We start from the raw sequence: 19,885 nt of genomic DNA on the forward strand, positions 1-19,885 counted from the left end.
GCCCGATGAGCAGTGAGTCGATCGAGCAGCGGCTGGCGAAGGCGATGGCCGAACTGGAGGCCACCGAGGCCGCGGTGGCCCGCGCCGAGGGCGAACTCGCCCACGCCGAGAGCACGGTGCGCTCCGCGGACCGCGCGGTCGAGGTGACCGTCAGCGCACAGGGCGACCTGCGCGCGGTGACCTTCCTGGACGACAAGTACCGCACGATGCCCGCCGGTCAGCTCGCCGCGAGCGTGCTGGAGGCGGTGCAGGAGGCGCGGGCCCGGATGGCCCGCCATGTCATGGCCACCTTCGAGCCGTTCACCAAGGCCAACCCCGAGGCGCCCGAGATCACCGGCTTCGACGTGGACTGGAACAAGATCTTCGGGCCCGGAGTGCTGGAGGGCCCCAAGGGCGGCCGGCGGCGCGGAGCCGGCCGGCTCCGCGACGAGATCAGCGAAGACCCGGAGGACTGAGAAGACGATGTCGGAGAACGCCTACTCCGCCAGCCCGCCGGCGCTCATCGCCGGCACCCGGCAGATCGAGCAGATCAGCCGGCTGGCCAACGAGATGATCAGCGAGTTCATCACCGATGTGTCGTCCACCTCCGGCTGGCCCGGAGACAACGACAGCTACGCGAAGCAGATGCTGCCGCAGGAGAAGGAACAGCGGGAGGGCTCCATCAAGACCGGCTCGTCCCTCTCCGAGGCCATCGTCAGCATCGGCGACGGCACCCTCACCAACCTCAAGAGCGTGCTCGGCACCCAGAACGGCGTCCTGGACGCCATCCACGACTCCAGCACCAACTCGGGCGACACCAACACCGGTTCGCACAACGGAAAGCACTGACGCGGCGGACCGCTCCTGATGACCATCCACGCGTCGCCCCAGCTGAACAACCTCATGTTCGTGCTCATCGGCGAGAAGTTCCTCCAGGCCGACGAGGACATGGCCTACGCCAACGGCAAGCCGTACGAGCGGCTGGGCCGGCGTATGCGTGACCTCTCGGACCTGATCGAGCAGACCGCCGGTGGGGTCGGGCGCGCGCTGCCGCCGCAGGTCGGGAACAACTATGTGCGGGCGATGCACATGTTCCTCGACAGCGGCGGCGTCAACTACCTGCGGGACTTCGCCGACCAGCTCGACGGCATCGGGCAGTCCCGCACCAAGTCCTCCATGGACATCATGGAGTCCAAGTGGCAGATCATCGCCGAACTGGTGCGGCTGCTCATCGAGTTGCTGGTCATCGCGGTGCTGTCCGCCTTCACCGGCGGTTCCGCCTCCAGCCAGGCCGCGGTGGCGAAGGCCCGCAGCCGGGTCGCCATTCTGACGCTGCTCGAATGGCTGATGAAGAAGACGCACCTGATGCCCAGCATCACCGAGGCGATCGAGGAGGCGTTCACCACCTTCGCGGTACGGCTGGCGATGATGCTCGGTGCGCCCAAGGGCCGCCGCCCCAACAGCTTCGACTGGACGCAGATCCTCCAGGACGGCGCGTTCGGCGCCTTCGCCGGCCTGTTCCACGGTCTCCTCACCGACCTCGGCAAGGGTCTGAAGAACAACCTCAAGAACATCTTCGGCAGCCACAACCCGTTCAAGGACGTCACCGGCAACGGGAAGAAGTTCAACCAGAAGTTCGACAACCCCGACGTCAACACCAAGCCGAACCCGAAGCCGACCCCCACGCCGAACCCGAAGACCACGCCCACCCCGACCCCGCACATCACACCGACGCCGACCCCGACGCCCACACCGAAGCCGAAGTCCTTCGGCGACAAGCTGAAGCACGAATTCGGCGAGGACGCCGAGCACTTCCTCACCGAGGGCGGCGCGGAGACTCTCGCCGAACTCGCCATGGCGTCCATCTTCGGCTTCCCCGTCGACTCCCTCGACACCTTCCTCGGCAGCGGCCTCAGCTCGATCAGCGAACGCCACCTCGGCCAGGGCGCGAGCGCGGTGGGCGACAAGTTCAACTTCAACACCCCGGCACCGGTGAACACCCTGGGCACGGCGAACCTCCCGGACGAGTCCGACACCGACTCCGACACGGACACGGGCCCCTCGAAGACCAACTCGTCGTCGACCCCATCCACCGCCGACGACAACTCGCCGACGACATCGGGCCCCGGCCCCATCAACACGACGTCGAACAACGGCAGTTCGTCTACGGTCAACACCCCGCAGCGCACCTCCACAACCACCCCGCCGCCTCGCTCCACCGACCTCGACACGGACCTCCCCGACATCGACACCGACGTCCACTTCGACGAGGTGAAGGTCGACGGGGGAGACCTGCAGAGCAACATCCCGCACGGGAGCACGAGTTCGGGCGGTGGGGGCAGTTCGTCGTCGAGCACACCCACGAGGACACCGCAGCAGGTCGACACGGGCGATTCCGTTCCGCACACCACGGAGTCGGAAACTCCGGCGCCTGCGGTGGACGTTCCGGCGGCGAGCGGGCCCGGCACCGGCGTCGTACCGTCGAGCACGAGCACTACCGGGTCCGGCTCACCCTCGAACTCCAGCGGCAGCCCGCACACCACGAACACGGGAACTCCCGCGCCCGTACGGACAGTTCAGCAGGGCGACACCGACACCTCGGACACCTCAACTCCCGTGTCTTCGACGGACGTTCCGGTTGCGAGTGGACCCAGCACGAGTGTCGTGCCGCCGAGTACCAGCGCCGGTACGAACACGACCGGGTCCGGTGTGCCCACCCAGGGCGGTACCAACTCGGGTAGCCCGGCAGCCGGTTCCGGTACGTCCTCGAACTCCGGTGGGAATCCTCGTACGACGACACAAGGGCGCCCGGAGAGCACGACGTCCGACGACAACACCGTCACCACGGACACCACGCACGGCTCCGACGCCTCCCCGAGCTCCGATTCCGGCGTCGACAGCAACACCGGCACGGATACGAGCACCAACTCCGGCACCGATACCCCCACCACCACCGCTCCCACCCCCCTCCCGAGCAGCACCCACACCGGCACCGACCTCCCCTCGCCCGTCACCACCACCAGCAACAGCGCGCCCCCCACGACCAGTTCGGCCCCGGACAGTGATCCCGCGCCGGAGACCGTCCCCTCCAACACGCCGGCGCCGGCGCCCGTGCACACCTCCTCGGACGTCACGTCCGACCCGGTGCCGGACAACACGCTCACCCCCACCCCAGCCCCCACCCCGGAACCCGTCGTCCTCACTCCCTCCGTGACGCCCAACACCACCCCGGTGCCCGGGAGTTACGCGGACGCGCGGGCCGGGGCGACGCCGTCGGAGCGGAGTCACACCTGGGTCGACCCGGTGTCCCGGCCGGTCGGGGCGGACGGCACACGGACCCAGTACGTCGTGCGGGCCGGTTTCGCCGTGCGGCGTTTCGAGCACGGGGGTGAGCCGGTCACCGATCTCACCGTCACCTACCGGCTCACCGGCAACCCGGGCCTGGGGCCACAGGTCGACGGTGTCCAGCAGCGGCTGACGGACGGTGTGCAGCGGGTGTTCAACGCCCCGGGCCACCGGCTGGGGGACGGGAGCCTGCTGCGCGTCACCGTCGTACCGGCCGGTCCCGGTGAGACGGCGCACCTCGACGTCACGCTCACCGACCCGGCGGACGGCACCCCGACCACGCACCACTCCTGGCCGGCCGACATCTCCGACTCCGACCTGGCCCACGAGGTCGGACACCAGCTCGGTCTGCGCGACGAGAGCGGCTTCGACTCGGCCGCCCCGCACCGCGGCGGTACGGCCAGCCTCATGGGCGACCCCACGCTGTTCACGCCTGCGGCGTCGGACCCGGCGTACACATCGGGTGGGCTGAGGCCCCGTCACCTCGCCCTGATCGGCACCCTGGTCGGCGACCCCGCCGACGACCCCCGGGGGACTGGTCCCCGGGGACCGCTCAAGGGCGAGCCGGGCGCCGACCCGCCCGCCCCGGTCAAGCCCACCGCGGACACGACACCGACCCCGGTGGCCACCACCTCCACACTCCCGACGCACACCGATCCGACGGGGACGGATCCCACCGATACCGATACCGATACCGAAACCGCCCCCGCCCTCCCGCCGGTCCCGGAGATCACCCTCACCACCCCCGAGGGCGACACCACCACGCCCACCGAGGTGGTGGCCGGCGGTGGGCGCCGTACCTCCTACCTCGGTGGGTACGGGCAGCGGCACGACGGCCAGGTGGGTCTGGTCATGATGGAGCCCCTCTCGCCGGACCTGGTCGACGGGCTGCACCGCCAGGTGCTCACCGCGCTCGGCCGGCCCGCCCCGGGCCCGGACGACCCCGTGCACGCGCAGCTGCGGGACGTGCTCTCGGAGCAGCAGCTGACGCAGAACATGCCGTATCTGCGCAGTCTCGGCGGTCACCGGATCGTCCTGGACGTGGACGGCGTCGAGCGGGAGGTCGACGTACGGCTGACGCTCGGCGACCGGCGGCCGTCGGCGCGGCAGGGCGCGCTCGACACCAGTGATCCCGACAAGCATGTGGAGCGGCGCGGGCAGGGCACCCGGGAGATCGTCTCCGCGCAGCCGTCCGGCACGTTCTCGACGCTTCCGGTGCCGTGGACGCTGTCGGTGCCGGTCGGGGCGGCGGGCCCGGTCCGCGGGGTCGACATCGCGCTGTCCGCGACCATCACCCACAATCAGGCGGACGGTTCCGCCACCGTCACCCAGGTCGTGCAGACCACCAGCGCCCAGCGCAGCAACGAGCCCTCCCGGGCCTACGACTTCACCGACAACTGGCAGGTGCGCGTGGACGCGCCGCCCCCGGTCACGGACCCAACAGGCCCAGCGGATACGGCAGTTGTCGTCGCGCACCCCGATCCCGCGCAGAACTGGAGTGCGGCCCAGCAGCACGGAACGGTCACCGTCTGGTTCCCGCAGCACCTCGTAGACGCCGACCGGGATCACGGCCAGGCGCTGCCCGACCCCGCCGAACTCGGCCAACTGCCCGTCTACGGCGTGGACTCGGTGCTGAACCCGCGGCGGCTGTACGAGGGCGCGGCGGCGAACTTCCGCGCCGACCTGGACGAGTCCTCGTCGGCCCAACTCGCGGACTTCCTGAGCGAACCGATTCTGCGGGGCACGCTGCCGATGCAGGTCGAGGGCGGGCTGTACTCGCCGGTGCTCACCGACGCGCGCGGACGCGCGGTCGGCATCATGCGGCTGGACGCGCGGATCACCGGGAACACCCCGGTGGCCAAGAGCCTCGACAAGAAGATCAACCTCGAGAGCCATGTCGTCAACGTGGTCAAGAACGACCAGAACACGACGTTCAACAGCGGGCTGAGCCTCAGCGGCAGCGTCGGGCCGACCTTCACGGGCGACCGTCGCGCGGGACACCCGGACGCCTCCCACGACATCGGCGGCACCGTCAACGGCAAGGGCACCGCCTCCCTCGCCGCGCAGAACATGTTCGGCACCAGCAACTCCGCGGGCACCATGCACGCGGTGCGCACCAACCGCAGCCATCTGCTGACCGAGGCCGACGTCGCGTACACCCTCACCCTGATCCGCCCCGACGGCACCATCTCCGCCTACACGCCCGGGAGTTGGACACACGCGCTCGATCTGCGGGTGCTGGGCGCCGACGACGCGGGCGGCCACCCGCCGGCTGCGGACGAGGTCCGCGCGCTGCCGCACGAGCTGGCGACACTCGAGTCGATCGGGCAGTCCACCGCGCCGCTCGGCGTGGACGGTACGGAGACGCTGTTCGCGGACGCGGAGACCTGGCTGCGGGACAACGGCTTCCTGCCCCCGGCACCCCCGCCGGCGGGCACCGCACCGCGGCGGAGCCGGCTGCCCGACGAGAAGCTCGTGCAGGCCCAGTTGAACAATCTGCGGCGGCTGCGCGAGCTGAGCTCCCCGCTCGGGCTGCGCGCGGCGACGGACTCCATGGTGGACGGCGGCCACTCGCTGTTCCTTGAGATCCCCGCGATCACGGGGCGCCGCCGGGTACGGCTGGAACTGGGCGCCCACCACATCACGGGCGGCGACCCGGTGCATCGCAGGGTGCTGCCCGACATCCAGGTCATGGGCCTGGCGCAGGGCGGGGGCGGCGGCACCGCGCGGCTCGGCAACACCTACGGCGGCGGTCTCGGCGCCGGCGCCGGGATCACCGGGCCCACCCCGAACGGGGGCACCTGGACCCTGAGCGGCACCGGCGACTACCAGTACGTCCGCCAGGCCTCGCTCGGCAACACGGCCGGCACCACGCTCGGCCACGACCAGTTCTTCATCGCCACCGGGCAGGACACCCACGAGTTCGCGATACCGGCCCGCATCACGCTCGACCTGTACGAGGGCCCGGGCCAGGACCCGGTGACCCGGTTCGGCGAGGCGATGCCCGGGCCAGCAACCGCAGGTGATGTGGAGGCCGCCCGGGTGCCGGGCGTCGACGGCACGGTCCGGCTGGCCGTCCCGCACGCGCGGACCGTGGACGCCGCGGAGCCCGCGCCGGCCGGTGCGCCGTACACCGTCCGGCAGGTCGGGCCACAGGACACCCGGCGGCTGGCCATGACGGTCCCGGGCGACGACGGGCAGCCGGGCCCGCACCCGGACGTGGTACGCGTCCCGGACGACGCGCTGATCGACGTGGTGCGCGGTTCGGCGGCGCTGCAGGACGCCTTCCGCCGGATCGTCACCGGCGCCAACGCGAACGCGGGTGACGGCAACGGCGCCGATCCCGCCCCTCCGCCCGGGCGGGTCTCCCGGCTGGTCGGCGATGTCACCGGGTTCCTGAGCAGCTCACTCGTCGGCAGTCCGTTCGCCGACACCACCACGGTGAGCGCCGAGGCCCGGACCACCGCGCTCTCGCCCGGTGCGCTGGTCGGCCGGGGGCACCAGATCTTCGGCGGCACCTATGTGGTGGAGGGCCTGACGCTGCCCGGGCTCGGCGCCGACGGCCAGCTCGCGATCGAGATCGAGGCCGTCGCCCACACCCCCCGGCTGACGCAGAGCGTCAACCAGTACCTGGAGACCGGCATCTCCGCCGCCGACACGGCGCAGCAGCTCAAGGGCCTCAGCAAGACGCACCAGTTCGGCGTCGGCGGCTCGGCCACCCAGAACAACCCGCCGGCCCCCACCCCCGTGCCCGGGCAGCCCGCCGCCCCGGCCCCCACGCCGTCCCGCTTCAACCCGTCCGGCCGCTACCAGTACGACCGCAAGACCGACCGGCCCGACACCCTCACCAGCACCACCGCCACCAACCGGACACCCACCCAGTCGGGCCTCCAGCACCGGGTCACGGCCGACGTCACCTATGTGATCACCGTACGGTCCGGACACCGCAACGTGCTCGCCAACTCCCTCGGGTTCGGGCCCGGGGAGACCGTCCGGCTCGCCGTGGACGTGCCGCGCGGACTCCAGTTCCTGATGACGGAGAGTCAACTCCGGCGCGACGCACGGTGGATGGGCGCCGTCACCCCCCAGCCGCCCGCCCCGTCGACGATCGGTCGGACCAGCCCGTCACTGCCCGAGCGCTACGTCCGCGACGCCACCCTCGGCCTGGCCACGGTCAACTCGGTCACCGAACTCTCCGACCCGGGGACCGGCCCGACGGCGACCCGGCAAGCCGAGCAGCGCTCCCGGTTCCAGCACGACGTACGGCAGTTGGTGCACCGGTACGCCCCCGGCGTCACCACCCCCGGCCACGCCTCCTACCTGCCCGGTGTCGCCGCGCTGATCGCCGACAACACCGGTGTCGCCGGGAAGCGGGCGCTGATCGGGCGCGGCAACGGACAGGCCACCTACAGCTTCCGGCACCACCGGTTCGGCGGCTCGGCCCTCGTCGAGGTGACGTTCTCGGCCCGCCCCACGAGCACCGCCGTACAGCGCGGCGCACTGCGCGGCACCGCCGTGCCGGGCGACAAGTCCGGTATAGAACAGTGGGGTTCACACACGGCGGACGGCCGTTCGCTCTCCTCCTCGGTGGGCCGGCAGCACCGCCTCACCTTCAACCCGACGGCCCGCTTCACCCGCCCCGACACCGACGACCGCACGGACCGGCTCGGCCCTTCCATGAATGTGGCCAACTCGTCGAACAAGGTCGCCAAACAGGGGCGCACCGCCGAGGACCGGTACTGGCTGCGCACCGACAACGCCGCCGACTTCGACGACCTGGACTACGAGTTGGTCGCCACGGTCCGCTCCACACTGGTCGTCGACTGGCCGCCCAACGTCCTCGGCGCACTGGTGCAGCGCGGGGTGATCGCGTGGGACGACGCCGACGCGACGACCCGCTCCTGGCTGGGCCGCACCCTCGCCGGCGAGTTCGGCGGCCAGGTCCGGGTACCGGCCCGGGTGAGCCTGCGCTTCACCGGCAGCGAGACGGACAGCCGACCGCTGCCGGATCCCACGCCGCCCTCGCTGTCCCGCGTCGACCCCCGCCAACCGACCGACGGCACAACCGCGTTGCGGGAGACGGACCTCTTCCGGCCGACCGGCAACGTCCCGGTCTACGGCTTCGACGGCTGGAGCGAGCTGTACACCGCCCTCGACCAGGTGGCCCCCGCCACCGGCAGCGGCTGGCGCTCCCTGCCGGCCTCGACCTCCGACGAGAACGCGTCGATCCGGCTCGGCGAACTCATCCAGTCCGGCACCCTCTCGCTGGACACCCCCCGCCAGGTCGGCGGCATGCTGCCGACGATGCCGGGCGCCTACCCGCTCCACGACGCGCCGGACCAACGGCCCACGCTCACCGTCTCGTTGTACCGGCCGAGGGCGGTCTCCGACGGCGGCGACGTCACCATCGACCGCCTCCGGATCAGCTCGGAGAACAGCAGCACGGTCTCCGGCGGCGACACCACCGGCGGGCTGTCCCTGCCGTCCGTCTTCAGCGCCGACGACCCCGACCGCAACCTCCTCGGCGTGACCCCGCCGGTGCTCCAACGCCCCGTGGACGCAAGCGACTTCGGCAGTACGGTCTCCGGCGGGCGCCGCGACTGGCTCAAGACCGGCAGCACCAGCCTCCCCGCCGACGGCCGCGGCACCCGCAGCTACGAGGTCCGCGCCGACGTGCACATCGAGGTCTCAGGACCCGACGGCGTACGCCATGTCACCGGTACGGCCACGATCCGCGTCGAGGAGCGCGACGCCCTCGGCCACGGCATCACCGACCCCCGTCCGGTACCCCGTGTCTACGACCTCCCCGCCCTGCTCACCGCGGGCACCGACACCGCGCCCGAGGACTGGGCGACGACACCGCTGCGGACCGTACGGCCCACCCTGTCCGACGGCGTCGACCCCACGGACGACGGATACCAGCTCTGGGTGGCCACCGGCCCCGACCCGGACGGCTCCCGCCTCGCCCTGTCCCTCTACGGCGCCTCACGCCTGGCCCGGGCCAACGGCCGCCCGGTGGAACTGGTCACCCGGGGCCCCGAGGGGCTGCGCATCTGGTCCCTCGACCCGGACGGCACACTCACCCGCCCGTCGACGGCGGGGGACACGGCAACACCGGGTACGGACGGCACGGGTGACACCGCGCCGGGTTCCACCACCGGTGTCGTAGCCCTGGACCGGGCGTGGACGAGGTTCGAGACAGCCGCCGCCGCGTTCGACCTGGCGGAGACGCAGCACGCGGCGGCGCTGCTCGACGAGGGCCGGCAGCGAGGGCTGCGGCCCGGTGCCCAGGCCGCCCTGGACGAGGCCGCCACCGCGCTCACGGACGCGGCGGCCGAGGCCGACCGGACCGATACGGCCGCGACCACCGCCGAGCAGCAGGCGGACCGCGCCGAACAGAACCTCGACGACCTCACCACCCGTGTCGGGACCCTGGTCGGCGAGGTCTCCGCGGCCCACCGCAGGATCACCCCGCTCCGCGACGCGGTTGCCGCGGGCGAGCGCAACGAAGCACGTATCAGCGCCCAGGTCATGACCGCCCGACGCGGCCTGAACGAACTCACCGACCGCGCCGCCACCGCCGCGACACCGGGAACCGCCGACCCGGCGAACGCCGGACCCGGACCGGAGACGGCCGTAGGACCGCCGGTCGGGGACGACACCGCCCCCGCCCCCGCCGTAGACCCCCGTCTCGCGCGGCAGATCGACGAAGCCACCGCCGAGGTCGACAGGTTGAACGCCGATCTCACCGGGGTACGGGCCGGGCTGGAGCGGGACCAGGGCGCGCTCCGGGACGCCGAGGCCGGGCTGGAGCGCGACCAGGCGGCCCTGGGAGAGGCACGCGCGCAACTCCCGGGCGTCCGGACCACGGCCGACACCCTGCGCGCCGAAGCCGGCACGGCTCGCGCACGCGCGCGGGACGCGGCCCGGGTCCACGAGGACACCCGCGCGATCCACGAGCAGGCGGAGCAGGCGCTCCACGAGATCGACACGCGGATCGACAACGCCCTGCGGGATCGCGACGCCGCCGCGCTGGGCCGGACGAACGCGCAGACGGCTCTGACCCTGGAGGCCGGTTCGGTGCTGGCCGCCGGCCCCTCGGCGCTGCCCACCTCGCACTCGACGCTGGCCTCCGTCGCCCCACGTCGGCCGGGCTCGGGCCGCCCCCGTACGGCGGGCCCCTCCACCGGCAACACGCCACCCCGCGGCGCGCGGGACACCGCCACCCCCACCCCGGACGAGGCCAAGGCCAAGAGCGAAGCCAAGGGCAAGGGCAAGGGCAAGGGGAAGGGGAAGGGGAAGGCGCCCGCGCAGGAAACCTCCGGTGGCGACTCCACCGAGTCGGCGCAGGAGCACGGCGACCACACGTCGCCCGGCCCCCACCGCATCGCATCCCTGCCCCCGGCCTTCCAGACGCGGGCGGCCCGAGGCGTTCCGGTCGCCACGCGCGGCGACGGCCGGTGCATCCTCTACACGTTCATCGGCACCGACCCGCAGCGGGTCCGCGACGCGCTGCCCGGACTGCGCGACGAGGCCCCGGACACCTACGCCTGGCTCGGCCGGCCGAGCCAAGTCCGCGCCGGACTGGCCGAGTTCACCCACTGGGAGGCGGGGAACACCCCGATGCCCCAGGCCGGCCGGCATCTGATGCTCGCGGCGGACCGGCTGCGCAACCTCGCCGAAGCCCGACTGCTCCTCGCCCAAGGCGAGCGCCCGCTGCCGCACGAGGTGGTGGGCCAGGTACGGCAGACGCTCGTACAGTGGTTCCATGGGCGCACGGCGACCATGAGCCGGCCCGAACTCCTCGCCTCCCTGCGCGAGTACGGCATCGAAGGCGTGACGGAGCCGGAGCAACTGGACGATATCGCCACGCGCTACATCGAAGCGCGGACCGCGGACAACGCGCCCGGCCCGGCGGAGCCCGGCGTCCGGGACATGTTCACGTATCTCCGGGACACCGGTCGGCTGCCCACACCGGCCGAACTCTCCGACGCACAGCTCCGCACACTGCTCGGCCACGGCTACACCGAGAGCACCGTGCAGTTCACCGAGGCCGAACTGGCCCACGCGGTCGGTGCCGTCAGAAACTGGGCAGGGGCCTATGAGAGCGACGAGGGCGAGTTGTTCCTCCCGCTGCTCGCGGACACCCTGGACCTGGCCGTGGAAGTACTGCGGCCCGGCAAGTCGCCCACCACCAACACCGTCACCCGCATCGGACCGGCCACCGCCACCAGGGTCGTCGAGGTCCACTACACCGGCCTGAACCACTACAGCGCCACCGACGCCGACCCCCTCGTCGTCGACCCGACAGCCATCACCACGTCGAGCGCGCCCCGGGGTCCGGAGGACGCCAACAGCCTGCTGCCGGACGGCCGTTACCGTCCCGCGCCGACCCGTGACGCCGCTGACGACAGTCCCGCGTCGCATGTCCTCGAACCCGCGCCGAAGGACTCGTGGTTCGGGCTGCGTGCGCATGCCCGTCCCGCCGTGCACTCGACCGAGCGGTTTGATCCGCACGCGGACCAGTCCAGCCCGCCGCGTCCCGGTGTTCTCAGTGGTGCGACGACTCTGGTCCGTACGCGGATCCGTCGTATCCAGGCGCCGAACGGCACGTGGGTGCGGGACTACACGCTCAACCTTCCGGTCTCCACCAACGACCCTGCTCTCACTCAGCAGTTCAAGGACCGGATCAGTGGTCTTCTGGACACGCACCTCAACTCCGGCTTGGAGCTGCCCAGTTCAGGCGATCAGCTTCACGTCACTCTCAACCTGATCAGCGACCCGACCCACCCCGAGGCGATCACCCTCACCGACTCCACCGATCCTGCCCGCGCCGACCAACTCCACCTGGACTTGGGCCACTCGGACGCGGATCTTCTCCACGAGGCTCTGCACTACCTGGGTCTGCCGGACGAGCAGCGGGACAACGACTTCCTGTTGCGCAATCACCCCAACAGCACCGCGGTCCGCACCACCGGTCTCATGGCCGACACCGCTCATGGACCGGTCCACATCCCCGGCCGTTACCTGCGCATCATTGAGAACGTCACGGCGTCTGGTCCTCAACTCCACGACCACAGCGATCAGTTGACGGACGGCCCGACCCAGGACCCCGACTCCACCCCCATCCCCACCGACACCGCCCCCACCTGGCCAGCCTCCCAGGCTCCGACCGCTCCACCACCCCCGCGCACCCAACTCCCGTCCACCTACGTCAATTCCTACGGCGCGGTCCCGGACGGCGCGGTCGGGCTCGTCTACGCGGAGCCGTTCTCCGACGAGGTGATCGAGGGGCTGCACGGGCAGGTCTACGAGGCGCTCGGGCTGGACGTGGACAATCCTCCCGAGTCGGTGCGCGGGCAGGTGCGGGACGCCCTGAGCCGGGAGAGTCTCGCGCTTCAGCTGCCGTATCTGCGCTCGAACGGCGGTTACCGGATCACGGTCCGGGTCGACGGGAACGATCACACCGTCGACGTACAGCTGACGCTTTCCGAGGCCCGGAGGTCGTTGCGGCAGGGGCGTTTCGACACGCGGGACCCCGACAAGCATGTCGAGCGGCGTGGGTTCGGGACGCGGGAGAACTTCTCCAGTCAGCCGTCGGGGACGTATCGGACCTTCCAGGTGCCGTGGACCGGGTCATGGCCGATCACGGCGCCGACCGCCGTACGGGCCATCGACGGTTCGCTGACGGCGGCCATCACGCACAACCAGGCCAGCGACGCCACCACCGTCACGCAGGCCGTGCAGACGACGTCGGCCCAGCGGTCCAACGAGCCTTCCGATCCAGTGGAGTTCACCACTCACTGGCGGGTGCGCGTCGACGGCCCGGCGGTCACCGCGCCTGCCACCGCCCCGGCGGCGGACGGTTGGGGCGAGCCGGAGGCGCACGGTCCGACCACGATCTGGTTCCCCCGGCACCTCACGACTCCCGATCCGGCGGCGGGTTCGCTGCCCGCGCCGGCCGATGTCGCCGATCTGCCCCTGTACGGGGTCGACTCGGTGATCGATCCGCGTGCGTTGTACGAGCATGTCCACCAGACGTTCCACGCGGATCTCGACGAGACAGCCGCGGGGCAGGTGTCGGACTTCCTCTCGGAGCAGGTGCTGCGCGGGACGCTGCCCATGCAGGTGGACGGCGGCATCTACTCGCCCGTGATCACCGATGCCGGCGGCAACGCGGTCGGCATGCTGCACCTGGTCACCGTGCCCACCGTCGGCACGCCGTTGCGGGAGAGCACCCCGGGTCAGATCAACCTGGAGAGCCACCTGGTCAACACCGCGAAGGTCGACCTGTCCTCCAGGTACACCAGCGGGATCGGGGTCAGTGGCAGCGGCGCCGCCGCTCTCACCGGGGATCACAGCGAGGGTCACCCGGACGCGTCGAGCGTCATCGGCGGCAGTCTCGGTCTGCGCGGGCAGACACAGGCGACCGTCACCAACACGTACAGCGCGAGCAGTTCGGCCGGCACGATGCACGCCATCCGTACCAACCGGGGTCATCTGCTCACCCCCGCCGGCGTCGCCTATCACGTCACCCTGATCCGCCCGGACGGCACCGAGTCGGCGGCCCCGACGCTGACTCGGCCGCACGGCATGGACCTGCGCGTCCTGAACAAGGCGGACGCCACGGGCCGCCCGCCGGCCGCCGACGAGACGCGCCAACTCCCGGACGCGCTGGAGCGGTTGGACGGCATCGGACTGAGCACGGCCCCGCTCGACGTCACCGGCACGGACGGCCTGTTCGACGAGGCCGAGGCCTGGCTGCGCAGCCAGGGCTTCCTGCCGCCCGCCCCGACGGCCACCCGCCCCACCGGGATCGGCGCCCGGCTGCAGCAGGCCGTACGGGACCACGAGCCCGAGCACCAGATCCGGCTGCACGCCCAGCTCAACAACCTGCGCCGGTTGCGCGAGGCGCGTTCGCGTACGGGGCTGCGTGCCGCCACCGATGCGATGGTCGACGGCGGTCACGCCCTGCACTTCGAGGTGCCCAACAGCACGGACACCGGCGTCCGCCGGGTCCGGCTGCTCCTCACCGCGACCCGTGACACCGGCCAGGCCAGCAGCCACAACCTGATCCTGCCCGGCATCCAGGTCATGGGCCTGGCGCAGATGGCGGGCAGCGACGCCGAGCAGCGCGGTGAGTCCTACGGCGGTGCGCTCGGGCCGATGGCCAGTGTCAGCGGGCCGACGGGCACCTGGGGGTCGATCGGGTTCGGGGCCGACTACCAGTACGGTCGGCAGATCACGCACGGCGACACCGTGGGCGGCGCCACCGGGCACGACCAGTTCTTCATCGCCACCGGGCAGGACAGCCACGAGTTCGAGGTGCCGGTGCATCTGGCGCTCGACCTGTACGCGGACGACGGCGACCGGCCCACCGAGCGGTTCGGGGAGAACATCAACCGGGCGGCGGCTCCGGCACCGGCTCCGGCTTCAGCCTCGACTTCGGCACCGGCCGCCCCGGCGCCCGGGGTGACCGGCGCGCCTCCCGTCACCGGTACGGCCCCTGCCGCCCCCGCCCCTCCCGCACCTCCGGTCGTCCACCCCCCGACGGTCTCCGGTTCGCTGCGCCTCGCCGTGCCGCACGGCCGTACCCAGGCGCCCTCGGCCGCCCCCACCCCGCCCACCGCACCGGCCGACGGGGTGCCGCGCCCCACCAACCCGGTGGACATGGCCCGGCTCGACGGCACCGACGCGAACGGCGTTCCGCGCCCGGAGCTGGTGCGGATACCGGACGACGCGCTGATCGACACCGTGCGCGGTGCCGCCGCCATCGAGTCGGTCTTCCAGCGGGCCGCCGCCGAAATCCGCCGCCAGGCACAGCCGACGCCCCCCGCCACCACGGGCACCGGCACCGGCACCGGCCCGATCCTCCCGGTCACCGCCCCGGCGACGACCGGCACGGCCCCTACGACAACCACCGGTACGGCCCCGGCCCCCGCACCCGCCCGCCCCGCCCGCGACGGCATCTCCCCGCTCGCCGGGCACGGGTTGACGGATAGCACGACACGCGCCGCCGAGACCCGCCACGCGGCGATCACGCCGGGCAGTCTCGTCGCCCACGGGCACGAACTGTTCAAGAATTCCTACGTAGTTGAGGGCCTCAGCCTGCCGGGGACGCTCGCCGACGGCCAGTACACCCTGGAGATCCAGGCCGTCGCACACACGCCCCGCCTGCTGGACACCACCCGGCAGTACCTGGAGACGGGTGTCTCCGCCACCGACAGCGCGCAGCAGCTCAAGTCCCTCGGAAAGTCGCACCAGTTCGGCGGCAGCGGGGTGCTCACCCAGAACCCGCCGAGCCGGCCGGCGGGCCCCACGAACGCGGCCGGGCAGGGCAACACCGGTCCGGAGTCGGACGGTTCGGTCTCCACCAGCCAGACCGCGGGCAAGTCGTACAAGGGCCTCTTCAACCCCTCGGCACGGCTCGGCCATGTGTCCCGCACGGACACCGCCGACACCCTCTCCGCCAGCACGGGCGTCAACCGCACGCCCACCGAGAGCGGCGACCTGCACCGGGTGGTCGCGGACGTCACCTATGTGGTCACGGTCCGGGCCGGCTCCCGTACGCTCCTCAACGGCGTCGGCGAGCCCGAACCGGTCGGCCCCGTCACCCGTCTGGCCTCGACGGGCCCCGGCTCCCGCACCCCGCTCAACGGTCTGAACAACCCCGGCACGGTCGCCCCCGTCACGTTCGCGGTCGACGTCCCGAACGGCCTCCAGTTCCTCATGACCCAGGGCCAACTCGCCCGCGACGCACGGTGGATGGGCTCGGTCCAGGGCCTCGCCCCCGCACCCGCCCCAACCCTCACGGCGCCCCTCCCGGCGCCGTACACCCGCAACCGCGAACTGGGCCTCGGCGGAGTTCTCTCCGTCATCGAGTACGACCGCCCCACCGCGGCCCCCGTCCCGACGACCGGGCCGGCCGCCGGCCAGATCCCGCTGGGGCCGGTCAACCCGAGGGAGCGGCGCGGGCAGATCAGGCGTGAGCTGTTGGCGCTGGTGGAGGCGGAGGCGCCGGGCGCGGTCACTCCGGGACACCCCGGCTACCAGCAGGGTGTGCACGGCCGGGTGGCTCAACTCAGCTCGCCCGCCGGGCTGCGCTCACTGCCCGGGCGCGGCCCGGACGGCACCCCGCGCCGGGCCACCACCCGCTTCCACTTCCGCCACCACGGCTTCGGCGGCGAACGGCTGGTCGAGGTCACGGTCACGGCCGTGCCCCGGCGGACCCAGAACCTGGCCGCCGTCCTGGGTTCCTCGACCCCGGGCTCCGGCCTCGAACAGTGGCAGTCGCACACCGCCGCCGGCCGCACGACCACCCGCGCCTCGGTCCGCCAGACACAGCTTCCGGTCACCCTGACGACGCGTTACCTCCGCCCGAACCAGGGCCCGGACCCGAGCAAGACCGACCGCGCGGCCCCGGTGTTCACCCCGCAGTCGGCCACCAGCGTCTCCACCCGCCGGGCGACCACCGCCGACAACCGCTTCTGGCTGCGCACCGACAACGGCGCGGACTTCGACGGCCTGGAGTACGACTACGAGCTGTCCGTCCGCTCCGCGCTGGTCGCCGACTGGCCGCCGAACGTCATCGGCGGCCTGATCCAGAACGGTGTCATCGCCTGGGCGGACGCGGACGGCGACGTACGCCGCTGGACGCAGGCCCTGCTGGAGCGGGGCAACCCGCGCACCAGCACTGTCCGGACCCGGCTGACCCTGCGCTTCACCGGCACCGAGACCACCCCGCCCGGCGGCCCGGCACGGGTGAACCCCCCGTCCGCCGTCTCCGGCACCGACCCGCGCAACAGGGTGCGGCCGGCCGGCCTCCCCGCCCCCGGCCCGTATCTCGTGTCCGCGCAGATGTTCCACCCGGTGGGGCCGACCCCGGCGTTCCACTTCGACGGCTGGGCACACCTGGGGACGGCCCTCAACGACGTGGCGCCGCGCGGCGGACGCGGCTGGCACGCGCAGATCACCTCTGTCTCGGTGGAGGGACAGGCGGTCCGGCTGGGCCAGTTGATCCAGGCCGGGCAAGTCGCCCTGGACCGCCCCCGGTTGGCCGCCGACCTCACTCGCAAGATGCCGGGCACCGCGCCCTTCGAAGGCGCGCCCGACCAGCCCCCGACGATTGCGGTGACGCTCTACAACCCGCGCCGCTCCACGCACGCGGACGACGTCACCCTCGACCAGCTCCACAACACCACCGACACGGTGAGCACGGCCGCCGGCGCCGACCACTCCCTCGCCACCTCGTACACACAGCTCCTCACCGGCGACGACGACAACCACGAGATCGCCGGGATCAGCGTGCCGCTCGCCCAGCGACAGACCCAGCCCTCCACCTTCGGCGGCACCACCACCGGCTCCCGCCGCGACTGGCTCAAGTCCGGCAGCACCTCCGCGCCCGCCAACGGGGCGCGCGGCACGCGGAGTTACGTCGTCGACGCCGATGCCCATCTGCTGGTGAAGGGGCCGGAGGGCACCCGTCACGTCACCGGCACGGTCACCCTTCGCGTCGAGGAACGCGACCTCCTCGGCCACGGTCTGCTCACCTCGGCCGAGTTGCCGCCGAACCTCCACGACCTGCCCGCGCTGGTCCCCGACTGGGCCACCGCCGAGCCGCACACCCTGCCCGAACGTCTGCACTCGGCGATACCGGCCGGCAGCGACGGCGTCCAGCTCTGGGTGGCCCTCGGTGACGATCCGCAGGCCGAGCGTCTCGGTCAGGCCCTGTACGCGGCTTCGCGTGCCGCCGTGCTCGGCAACCGGCCGCTGGAGCTGATGACCCGGGACCAACAGGGCATCCGCCGCTGGGAGTTCACCCCCGACGGTGCCCTCATCACCGACGACCCGGACCTCACCACCGCGTGGACGGCCTTCGACGCCCAGGCCGACATCCTGCACACCGCCGCCGAGACCCTCGCCGACACCCCGCAGCTCCTGACCAGCCTCACCGTCGTCCTCCAGCAGGCCAACCGGGCGCACACCACCGCCGTAGCGGACCACCAGGAGGCGGAGCGCGCGGTCGCGGACGCGATCGTCGTCCACCAGCGGGCGTCGGAGAAGGCCGCCGCGTCGGAGAAGGCCGCGCGCACGGCCGAGGCGCTGGTCACGCGGATGAGGCGGGAGTACGCGGACGCCCAGCGGACCGTCGCCACCCTGCCGACGGCGATCCAGCAGCATGTACGGGACGAGGCCAGGGGGCGTCACGATCTCCAGACGGCCCTGACCGCGCTGACGCAGGCCGAGAACGCCGTACGGACGGAACGCGCCGCCGCCCAACAGGCCGCGAAGGGCGGGCAGTCGAGCGCCACCCCTACCCCCACCCCCGCTCCCGTCGCGCCCGGCGCACCGCGTTCCCACGCCCCGGCGGCCGATGTCGCCGACGACCCCCGCGTGCAGGCCGCGATCCCCGCGATCACCGCCGCCGACCGCGCGATTCAGCAGGCCGCCGCTCAACTCGTCACCGAGCGAGCGGAGTTGACCAAGGCACAGCGCATTGTCCAGGTCGGCCCGGCGCGGATCGCCGAGGAGCAGGAGAACCTCGAGGAGGCCGTGGAGGAGGCGGAGCAGGACGCGGCGGACGTGGTGCGTCAGGCCGACAACCTGCGGGACGCCAGGGAGCAGGAGGCCGACGCCCGGAAGGACGTGACCGACGCCGAGAACGACGTCGCGCGGAGCAACGGGCAGGTCGTCGCGGCCGTCACCGCGCAGTTGCAGGCCGCCGCCGACCAGACGGCGGCGACCGACGCACTCGCGGACCTGGCCGTCGACATCCAGGACAGCGCCCCGAACCCCGAACAGTCACCGCGCACCACCTTCGCCACCACCCCGCCCCGCTGGCCCGCCCCCGACGGCCGGACCGCCCCCCTCCCGGCCGGCGGCCAGACCCATACACCCGCGCCCGCCGCCACCACGGCCACGACCACATCCACACCCGCACCGACTCCGGCAAAGCAGCAGCCGAAGAAGAGCGGCGGACCGGTCAAGTCCGGTACCAGCGGCGGCAAGACCGGCAAGACCGGCAAGACCAGTAAGACCGGCAAGGCGGGCAAGACCGAGAAGACAGACAAGAACAAGAAGCCGGCGCCCGGCAAGCAGACGAGCACGAGCGCCGGCCTCGACAAGGCGAAGAGTCTCGACAAGAGCAAGGGCCACGACAAGGCGAAGGGGCCTGACAAGGGCAAGGGCAAAGCCAAGGCGGCCCCGCTCGACCAGTCGCCCCCGCCCCCGGGCACCACCGCGACCGGGACCGGAACCGGAACCGCGACCACCACCCCGGCCGCCAATCCGCTCTCCCCGTACGTCACCCCCGCCGGCCACGCCGTCCAGACCCCCGGCGACGGCAACTGCCTCCTCTACGCCGTCATCGGCAGCGCACCGGACCTGGTCCGCACCCACCTGCGGCGGGCCAACCCGGCCCTCGACGCGGGCACCGACAACTGGCTCGCCCGGCCCAACGCCGTACGCCAGACCCTCACGGCGGTGGCGCGGCACGCGCAGACCACCGACCAGGGCTCGGGTCATCTCCGGGCGGCGCGGCAAGGCCTCCAGAACCTGGTAC

3 protein-coding genes are annotated in these 19,885 nt (G+C 72.4%); all 3 read left to right on the forward strand.

Features of this window, described 5'->3' with window-relative positions; genetic code table 11:
* Positions 1 to 5: 5 nt before the first annotated feature.
* Complete coding sequence (locus tag SSP08S_RS51125) at positions 6 to 455, forward strand: YbaB/EbfC family nucleoid-associated protein (protein ID WP_019075405.1); 450 nt, start codon at positions 6 to 8, stop codon at positions 453 to 455.
* A gap of 7 nt (positions 456 to 462) precedes the next feature.
* Positions 463 to 828, forward strand: a complete 366-nt coding sequence (locus tag SSP08S_RS51130; RefSeq protein WP_019075406.1) for a hypothetical protein — start codon at positions 463 to 465, stop codon at positions 826 to 828.
* Positions 829 to 846: 18 nt separating this feature from the next.
* Positions 847 to 19,885 (forward strand): hypothetical protein (locus tag SSP08S_RS57730; protein WP_051106162.1); only part of this gene is annotated, 19,039 nt, incomplete at its 3' end.

The sequence above is a fragment of the Streptomyces hokutonensis genome (genome assembly GCF_000376565.1).
Taxonomy (GTDB): Bacteria; Actinomycetota; Actinomycetes; order Streptomycetales; family Streptomycetaceae; genus Streptomyces; species Streptomyces hokutonensis.